At 60.5% G+C, this 8,030-nt stretch carries 10 protein-coding genes; 6 read left to right on the forward strand and 4 right to left on the reverse strand.

What is annotated here, in order from left to right; all coding sequences use genetic code 11:
- Window positions 1-128: 128 nt before the first annotated feature.
- Window positions 129-839, forward strand: a complete 711-nt coding sequence (locus AB5I78_RS11230) for a glycosyltransferase family 2 protein (protein ID WP_369302680.1) — start codon at window positions 129-131, stop codon at window positions 837-839.
- 36 nt (window positions 840-875) lie between these two features.
- A complete protein-coding gene (locus AB5I78_RS11235; protein ID WP_106580020.1) occupies window positions 876-1,091 on the forward strand; it encodes a hypothetical protein in 216 nt (71 codons plus the stop codon).
- 6 nt (window positions 1,092-1,097) lie between these two features.
- On the opposite strand, the gene AB5I78_RS11240 is transcribed toward AB5I78_RS11235, so the two are convergent.
- Complete coding sequence (locus AB5I78_RS11240; protein ID WP_262206176.1) at window positions 1,098-1,334, reverse strand: hypothetical protein; 237 nt, start codon at window positions 1,332-1,334, stop codon at window positions 1,098-1,100.
- 226 nt (window positions 1,335-1,560) lie between these two features.
- On the opposite strand from AB5I78_RS11240, the gene AB5I78_RS11245 reads away from it, so the two are divergent.
- The 3 genes from AB5I78_RS11245 to AB5I78_RS11255 all read left to right on the forward strand — a co-directional run bounded on the left by AB5I78_RS11245 (window position 1,561) and on the right by AB5I78_RS11255 (window position 3,265).
- The gene (locus AB5I78_RS11245; RefSeq protein WP_177410134.1) at window positions 1,561-1,710 is read left to right on the forward strand and encodes a hypothetical protein; all 150 of its coding nucleotides are present in this window, start codon (window positions 1,561-1,563) and stop codon (window positions 1,708-1,710) included.
- Window positions 1,711-1,782: 72 nt separating this feature from the next.
- Entirely contained in the window at window positions 1,783-2,016 is a 234-nt protein-coding gene (locus AB5I78_RS11250) for a hypothetical protein (RefSeq protein WP_369302679.1), read from the forward strand.
- A 472-nt stretch (window positions 2,017-2,488) separates the two neighbouring features.
- Window positions 2,489-3,265: an ABC transporter substrate-binding protein gene (locus AB5I78_RS11255; RefSeq protein ID WP_369302678.1), complete on the forward strand. Its 777-nt coding sequence runs from the start codon at window positions 2,489-2,491 to the stop codon at window positions 3,263-3,265.
- A gap of 59 nt (window positions 3,266-3,324) precedes the next feature.
- Here the strand turns inward: AB5I78_RS11255 and AB5I78_RS11260 are convergent, their stop codons facing one another.
- Genes AB5I78_RS11260 through AB5I78_RS11270 form a run of 3 tightly spaced genes read right to left on the reverse strand, consistent with a single transcriptional unit; the run spans window position 3,325 to window position 6,053 of the window.
- Window positions 3,325-3,951 carry a transcriptional regulator gene (locus AB5I78_RS11260; protein ID WP_119735466.1) on the reverse strand — a complete coding sequence of 209 codons (627 nt, stop codon included), beginning with the start codon at window positions 3,949-3,951 and terminating at the stop codon, window positions 3,325-3,327.
- Window positions 3,951-5,084, reverse strand: coding sequence for an NAD(P)/FAD-dependent oxidoreductase (locus tag AB5I78_RS11265; protein WP_369302677.1), 1,134 nt, complete (start codon window positions 5,082-5,084; stop codon window positions 3,951-3,953). Before AB5I78_RS11265 ends, AB5I78_RS11260 begins: the two co-directional genes overlap by 1 nt.
- A 21-nt stretch (window positions 5,085-5,105) precedes the next feature.
- Window positions 5,106-6,053, reverse strand: coding sequence for an ornithine cyclodeaminase family protein (locus AB5I78_RS11270; protein ID WP_369302676.1), 948 nt, complete (start codon window positions 6,051-6,053; stop codon window positions 5,106-5,108).
- A 224-nt stretch (window positions 6,054-6,277) separates the two neighbouring features.
- Here AB5I78_RS11270 and AB5I78_RS11275 point away from each other — a divergent pair, with 224 nt between their 5' ends.
- Window positions 6,278-7,999, forward strand: a complete 1,722-nt coding sequence (locus AB5I78_RS11275) for a ShlB/FhaC/HecB family hemolysin secretion/activation protein (RefSeq protein WP_369302675.1) — start codon at window positions 6,278-6,280, stop codon at window positions 7,997-7,999.
- Window positions 8,000-8,030 lie beyond the last annotated feature (31 nt).

Here is an 8,030-nt window from a genome sequence, read left to right on the forward strand (position 1 = left end):
GCGCCAGTGTGGCGCGCCGATAAACTATCTGAGCGGCCACGGCCTAAGGACGTTCCAGAAACTTTAAACCTTCGTGATAAGCGAGGTGTCGATAGCTGGAGACACTTCGCCAGGTAGAGGGAACGTCAATGATAGGGATTGTGATACCTGCCCATAACGAGCAAAGGCACATCAGTGATTGCCTGGCTTCGGTGCTGCTTGCCATTGAACATCCGGCATTGCAAAACCAGCGCGTCGAGGTCCTCGTGGTGCTGGACGACTGCTCGGACCAAACCGGCGCGCGGGCAACCGCACTGGGCGTGGCAACGCTTGACGTCTGCTTTAGAAACGTTGGCCAGGCCAGGGCGGTCGGCGCAGAGCAACTGCTGGAGGCCGGTGCCCAATGGCTGGCCTTCACCGATGCCGATACGCTCGTGCCGCAGGATTGGCTGGTGCGCCAGCTCGCGTTCGGCACCGATGCGGTGTGTGGCACCGTCGAAGTGGACAGCTGGAGCGAGTACGACGAAGTCGCACGCTCTCGATACCTCGCCCTCTACCAATTTGTCGAAAACCATCGGCATATCCATGGCGCCAACCTGGGCCTGAGTGCAGACGCCTATCGCAACGCCGGCGGGTTTCAGCATTTGGTTGCCCACGAGGACGTGCGCCTGGTGGCTGACCTGGAAAGGACCGGCGCGCGGATTGCGTGGACGGCCACAAACCCGGTGATCACCAGTGCGCGGCGTGATTACAAATGTCGCGGCGGGTTCGGCGAATACCTGGCTTCGCTCATGCCTGGCACGGGCCACGTGGTGAGCGAGCCCTGCGCGAGTGCAAACGTCACGCTTGGGGCCGGGTGACCTCGGGTGCTTATCGACTGGGTGCAATGGCCCGCGATGGTCGTGACGGTGATCTCGGCCTGGTTCATCGGCTCTCAACGGCCTCGCCGGCGCATGTTCGCGTTTTGGGGCTTCATCCTCAGCAACGCCTTATGGGTGGCTTGGGGCTGGCACGCGAATGCCTATGCGTTGATCGTGCTTGAGTGCACGCTGCTGGGCATGAACGCGCGCGGCTTCAGGAAAAATCTGCGCACACACCGGGCGTCTGAATGACCCGGATTACTGATTCTGGAAGTTCTTTTTAAACCCGCGCAGGTTCATCAAGCCCAGGCAGATCTGCAGCACGATCAGCGCATAGGCATCAGCGTAAGCGCCCCAGACAACCCACAGAACATTGCTCAAACAAAAGCACACGAACCCCGCCATTCTGCGAGAGGGGCGCTGAGAGCCGATCAGCCATGCCGCTAGAACCGTCACCAGCATTGCTGGCCACTGCACCCAATCCAGATTACTCAAACCCGCTCCCTTAATTGCCAGACCTTTAAATAGGAAGAGGGCAGGTGAGATGAATGATTCAGTTTTTTTAACCCGCGTAACGTCCTAACCACTCGTCAGCTATTGAGCCTAATAGTTGAACGAGCGCGGCTGCGCTCCGGCCAGATAAATCATGTGTGGACCGATAACAGTCTGACGCCTGGCAAGGCCTTGCGCTTTCACCCCCCTCACTAACAGGTAAACGATGATGAAGACGTTATATAGATGCTTGGGGCTGTGCAGTGTGTTGATGCTGCACGGCTGTTTTGACAGCGCCAATAACACCACCAAGGACAACACCAGCGGTAGCAAGTCCTCGGTGCAGATGCAGGAAGGCAAGTCACAGGAAAGTCAGTAAATTCCGTGAGGGTCCAGGCTGTCGCGAGCAGCCTGGACTGCACCGCTTACAATGATAAAAAGGGTGATCGCGATGAATTGCCTCATTTGTGTGAGGGTGGCCGAACGGTTTTCCTGTGAAGGCCCCTGGGAAGAACGCGACTGCCCGGACTGCGGGCGTTATCGGGTGGCAGACGAACTGATCCTGGCGTTGATGGACAACGGCCAGATCTTCGATATTGCCAAGACGCGTGACTGGCTGCACAGCCGGCGTGCCGAGGGCACTACACCGTGCATTCAATTGCATGAGGCGCTGCTTGTGTTGTGAGGGCCACGGGCTTTAGCCGCTGTGGTCATGCCCCGTATCGCAGTCTGATTACAGGCTGCTTTGCCGTGCCCGCCGGAGCAGGTCGCGCGCGTGGTCCACATGCAACAGCAGGTTCATAGGCCTCTCATCGATGATGATTTGCGCCACGATCAGCCCATTGTTCATCGGCGCAGTCACCCGCCAGTACCTGCCAGCCACCCACGTGCCACCTCAGCACATCCAGCAGCTACAGGTCAGTTTGAGTGCCAGCTGCACTTGCAGCGCGCGGCGTTATTGTGCGCAACCCCGTGCATTTCCATAGGAGGTCTTGCTTAGGAACGATGGAGGCGGGCGTTTTTTTACCTGAGGGAAGGCGGATTGACGTTCGATACGAAAAAGTCCAGTATGGAATTATAAGTACAAAAAAATGCGTCAACCCTGCTTTTATTTCTTCACGCTTGCCAAACCAACAATAACTTGCGAGACCTCAATCATGAAGAAACACACGCTTATCACCGCCCTGGCCCTCAGCCTGCTCGCTTCCAGCCATGTGCTGGCGGCTGAAAAAACCTTGCGCATCGGCATTGAGGCGGCGTACCCACCGTTCGCTTCCAAGACCCAGGATGGCAAGATCGTCGGGTTCGACTACGACATCGGCAACGCCTTGTGCGCGCAGATGAACGTCAAATGCGTGTGGGTCGAGGGCGAATTCGACGGTCTGATTCCTTCCCTCAAAGTGAAGAAAATCGACATGGCCCTGTCGTCCATGACCATCAATGAAGACCGCAAGAAGTCGGTGGACTTCACCCACAAATACTATTTCACCTCCTCACGCCTGGTGATGAAGGACGGCGCAGCCGTGGATGACCAGTACGCCAGCCTCAAGGGCAAGACCGTCGGTGTGCAGCGCGCCACGACCACCGACCGTTATGCCACCGAGGTGTTCGAGCCCAAGGGCATCAACGTCAAGCGCTACAGCAACAACGAAGAAATCTACATGGACCTGGCGTCGGGGCGCCTCGATGCGATCTTTGCCGACACCATCCCGCTGAGCGATTTTCTGTCGATGCCACGTGGCAAGGGCTATGCCTTTGTCGGCCCTGAACTCAAGGACCCGAAATACGTGGGCGAGGGCGCCGGGATTGCGGTACGCAAAGGCAATACCGAACTGGTCGGCGAGCTGAACGCGGCCATCGACGGTATCCGCGCCAATGGCGAGTACCAGAAGATTTCACAGCAGTATTTCAAGTCCGACATCTACGGCGACTGACGCCTCAAGCCGGCGTGCCGACTCCCCGCAGGGGCCGGCACGCCGGCTCGTGCGACGGGTCAGCCCTTCAATTCCTTGAGGTGTTTGTAAACCGTCGCCCGTCCCATGCCCAGCACATTCGCCACATAGTTCGACGCGCTCTTGCCCTTGAACGCGCCTTCGGCATGCAGCGCCAATACCAGCTCGCGCTTGTGGTCGCGCGTCAGCAAATTCAGGCTCAACTGGCGTTCGCGCATCCACGCATGCAGGAAGGTGTTGATCCGTTCCTGCCAGTCGTCACGAAACAGCGAGTCCGGCTGCGGGATCAGCTTGCTCGGCGACAGAAACAGGTCCAGCGCCGCCTTCGCGTTTTCGAACAGCGAGATATTCAGGTTGATGCACAGCACGGCAAGCCGGCGCCCTGTGTGGTCGTGCAGCACGGTGCTCAGGCTGCGGATTTTCTGACCGTCCCAGTTGAGCTTTTCGTACGGGCCGATGTTCACTTCGCTGACGTCATCGCTGAGCATGTCCTCCAGCGACGAGTCGTCACCGATAGCGCGTTTGGACAGGTTGTTGGCGATGTAATCGACCTTTTGCGTGCGCAAGTCATGCAGCACCACTTCGGCATGGGGGAAGAACAGCGTGGCGATCGCATCGGCGATCGCGCGAAAATTCTGCATGACTTTTTCTTGCTCGGCGGTGTTCATCAATGCGGCTCCAGGCGGACGGGCGAGAGCATACCAGCGTCCAGGCCGAACCGCGTCAGTGGCTCCGGCAACGGGTTACCGCGCACCAGGGCCGCGCTCGCCTGGCCCATGGCCGGTGACGTCTGGATGCCATAGCCGCCTTGCGCCGCCACCCAGAACAGCCCCGGAACCTGCGGATCAAACCCCGAGAGCAAATCACCGTCGTGGACAAAGCTGCGCAGGCCGGCCCAGGTGCGGGTCGGGCGGCGGATGGTCAGGGTGGTGGCTTCTTCGATCTGGTAAATGCCCATGGCAATGTCCAGCTCCTCAGGCTGCACATCCTGTGGCTCGACCGGGTCGGCGTTGGCCGGTGAACCCAGGAACATCCCGGCGTCGGGTTTCATGTAGAAGGCTTCGTCCAGCGCCACCAGCATCGGCCAGTGATGGGTGTCCACACCCTCGGGCCCGGCGAAGATGAACGCCGAGCGGCGCTTGGGTTGCAGGCCGATGGGCGCCGCGCCGGCCAGCCCGCCGATATGATCAGCCCAGGCGCCGGCGGCGTTGATGATGACTGGGGCGGTGTAGGTCGCGTCCTGGGTGCGCACATGCCACAAGCCGTCGGCATCACGGCTCAAGCCCAGTACGTGGCTGTCGGTGCGCACGTCGCCGTGGTTGCGACGGATGCCGCGCAAATAGCCCTGGTGCAGGGCGTCGGTATCGATGTCGCTGGCGGTAGGGTCAAAGATCGCGCCATGGACTTTCTCCCGCTGCAGGATTGGCAAGCGTGCACAAGCCTCGTCGGCACTCAGCCGCTCGACTTGCGGCACGGTGGCCTTGGCGCTCAGGTATTGGCTGTTGAGTTCCACCGGGTCGCCAATGAAATCCACGGTCATTTCACCGCGGGGCGTCAGCAGTGGATGTTCGCAAAAGCCAGGCGGCGGGTTGTCGAAAAATTCACGGCTCGCCAGGGTCAGCGCGCGCACTTGCGGGGTGCCATAGGCGGCGGTGTAGAGGGCGGCCGAGCGCCCGGTGGAGTGATAGGCCGGGTGGTTTTCGCGCTCCAGTACCAGCACCTTGCCGTGCTGCGCCAGCCAGAAACCGGTAGAGGCGCCAGCAATGCCGCCGCCGATAATGATGAAGTCTGCAGAGTTCATGATCGTTTCCTCAAAAGGCGGTTAGCGCTGGATCTGATACAGGGCATTGGCCAGTGCAATGTCTTCCAGGCCCAGGCCGATGGAGCGGAAAAACACATGGCGGTCGTAGTCCGGGCGCTGCGCCATGTCGCTGAGCAGCTCAGGCAAGTCGCCGACGATGGTGCGCTTGTCCCAACCGTGCCGTTCGCCGGCGATCAGCATTTCACCGGCCGCGCCTGGGGTGGTCTGGCGATAGTCGCAGAACACGTGCATGTGCTCCAGGCATTCGGGCGGCACTTCATGGGCGCGCGGCGCGTTGGTGCTGATGGAGGTGATCAGCGTGGGTTTGCGTAAGCGTGTCGGGTCGATCACAGGTGTTGCCGAGGAGGTGCAGAGCAGGATGACGTCGGCGTCTTCCAGGGCGGCGTCACAGCTCGTGGCGAGGGTCAGTCGCGGGTCCAGGCCCTTGAGGTGGGTGAGGGTGTCGGCATTCGCGCGACCAAGGCGCGGCGAATACAGGCTGATGTGCTGCCAGTCGCGCAGGTTCTGCACATAGCGCACGTGCGCCTGCGCAACCTTGCCGCTGCCGATAATCGCCAGGCGCCGCGCGGCCGCCGGTGCCAGCGCATCCACCGCCAGCGCGGTGGTGGCTGCGGTGCGCGCGGTGGTTAGTTCGGCGGCATCGCAAAGCAACAGAGGCTGGCCGGTGCGCATCGACATCAACAGCGTCCATGCGGTCACCAGCGGCCCTTGCTCACGCACGATGTAGGGCGAGGTCTTGACCCCGTACACCCCGTCTTCGGCCAGCACGCCCAAGTAGTTGATAAAGTCGCCGGCGCCCTGAGGGAACTCCACCAGCTGTTGCGCCGGCTGTACCGCAAGCCCTGCGGCCAGGTCGCGAAACAGCTTGCGCAGGATGTGAGGCACATCGATTTGCGCAAGTAATTCGTGGGCCTGGGCTTGGTTGATCACGTGAGGCGTGCTGGGCATGGCTATCTCCTCGGATAAACTGATTTGTCCATTATGGACTTATAATTCTGTTGAGCAATATCCGTATCAAAAAAGCTACAGCGCTGCCTCCCGGTAAGTTGTGATACGCACTGAATCAATGCATCAGGACTGATACAAATGGGTACATTTAATTGACGCCAGCATTTCGCCATCCTATTATCGCCGCCGATTAGTGGCTCAGTGCCATATAGAGGGATCTAGAAATGTGGCGTTTGGAACGTCGGACAGGGCTTGGCCTGCTGTCCGCTTTTTTTTGCCTGGGCGTTGCCGGATTAGCGCAAGCTGCCCCCCCGCAGGCCACCCCGGGCATCACCGACCTGATTCGCGACCGCCAGGACCGGCTGCTCGAAGACCAGCAGCGGCGCCTCGAAGAACTCAAAGACTTGCCCGGCAAATCCGCCGCGCCTGCAACGCCGACCGCGCCCGTGGATACCCGTTGCTTCCCGATCAAAACCATTGAACTCGCCGGCGCCGATGCGCTGCCCGAAGGTGAGCGTGACGCGCTGATCAAGCCCTATATCGGCGAATGCCTGGGCGTGCCGCAGCTTAATGAAGTGCTCAAGGTCATCACCGACCGTTACTTGGCCAGAGGCTTGGTGACCAGCCGTGCCTACCTGCCACAGCAGGACCTTTCCAGCGGCAACCTCAAGATCCAGGTAGTCGAAGGCAAGCTCGAAAGTTTGAAGGGCGTCGAAGGCAGCGGCATCACCGACCGCCAGTTGGCGATGAGTTTCCCAGGCAAGACCGGCGAGTTGCTCAACCTGCGCGAAATCGAACAGATGGTCGACCAGCTCAACCGCCTGCCGTCGAACCAGGCGCAGATGGAGTTGGCGCCAGGAAAGGCCGTGGGTGGTAGCGACGTTCTGGTCAAAAACACTCCGCAGAAACCGTGGCGTGTCGGCTTGTCGCGCCATAACGGCGGCCAGCGCAGCACCGGCGAGCAACAGTGGGGTGCGAGCCTGGATTGGGACAACCCGCTGGGGTTGGCCGACCAACTGTCGCTGCGCGGCGGCCATGATGCGATCAGCGATCACCAGAAAACCTCGCGCAACTCGATGCTCAATTACAGCCTGCCGTTTGGCTGGTGGAACCTCACGTACACCTACAGCGAGAGCGAATACCGCTCCCAGGCCCAGGCGAATAATTTCAAGTTCAAGCAGACCGGCGACAGCCAGAACCACCAGTTGCGCCTGGAGCGCGTCATCTATCGTGACGCGCTGAGCAAAACCTCCCTGAGCACTGGCGTGGCCTACCTGCGCACCAACAACTTCATCGAAGACAGCAAGCTCGCCCTGAGCAGCAACCGCCTCAGCGAAGCGCAGTTCGGCATCAACCATGGTCGGCGGATTGGCAGCTCGTTCCTCAACATCGACCTGGGCATGCAGGACGGCATCGGCGCCTTCGACGCCCAGGCCAACCACCACCCAAAACCGGGCCAGGCCGATGCGCGCTACCGCAAATACACCGCCACGGTGAGCTACTTGTACCCATTCCAGCTGTGGGGCGAGTCGCTGAGCTTCAGCAGCTTGATGACCGGCCAGCACAGTGAAGACGTGTTATTCAGCCCACAGCGCATGAGCCTGGGCGGGCAATCGTCGATTCGCGGCTACAAAGACCAGATGCTCGCCGGTGACAGCGGCGGCTACTGGCGCAACGACCTGCGCTGGAGCCGCCCGGTGACCTGGGCCTGGCTGCAGCCGGTGTTCAGCGAATACGGCACCAGCCTCGGCTACGACCAGGGCGTGATCAGCCACGGCCGCTACAACGCCGAGCAGCATGGGCGCATGAGCAGCAATTCTCTGGACCTGTTTGCCCGTGGCAAGAACGTCGCGGCCAGCGTGACCTTTGCTCACTCCTTGGAACGACCGGCTGCGATCACGGAACGTGAAGCGCCGATCTATTTCCGCCTGGATTTTTTCCTTTAAATTTTTAACCGCCCTCGGGCATTGAGACATG

The organism is Pseudomonas sp. N2-3-1-14 (genome assembly GCF_041228395.1).
Lineage (GTDB): Bacteria > Pseudomonadota > Gammaproteobacteria > Pseudomonadales > Pseudomonadaceae > Aquipseudomonas.

Coding starts and splice junctions, on each gene's coding strand:
- AB5I78_RS11230 (WP_369302680.1), top strand. CDS start 129: ATGATAGGGATTGTGATACCTGCCCATAACGAGCAAAGGCACATCAGT.
- AB5I78_RS11235 (WP_106580020.1), top strand. CDS start 876: ATGGTCGTGACGGTGATCTCGGCCTGGTTCATCGGCTCTCAACGGCCT.
- AB5I78_RS11245 (WP_177410134.1), top strand. CDS start 1,561: ATGAAGACGTTATATAGATGCTTGGGGCTGTGCAGTGTGTTGATGCTG.
- AB5I78_RS11250 (WP_369302679.1), top strand. CDS start 1,783: ATGAATTGCCTCATTTGTGTGAGGGTGGCCGAACGGTTTTCCTGTGAA.
- AB5I78_RS11255 (WP_369302678.1), top strand. CDS start 2,489: ATGAAGAAACACACGCTTATCACCGCCCTGGCCCTCAGCCTGCTCGCT.
- AB5I78_RS11260 (WP_119735466.1), bottom strand. CDS start 3,951: ATGAACACCGCCGAGCAAGAAAAAGTCATGCAGAATTTTCGCGCGATC.
- AB5I78_RS11265 (WP_369302677.1), bottom strand. CDS start 5,084: ATGAACTCTGCAGACTTCATCATTATCGGCGGCGGCATTGCTGGCGCC.
- AB5I78_RS11270 (WP_369302676.1), bottom strand. CDS start 6,053: ATGCCCAGCACGCCTCACGTGATCAACCAAGCCCAGGCCCACGAATTA.
- AB5I78_RS11275 (WP_369302675.1), top strand. CDS start 6,278: ATGTGGCGTTTGGAACGTCGGACAGGGCTTGGCCTGCTGTCCGCTTTT.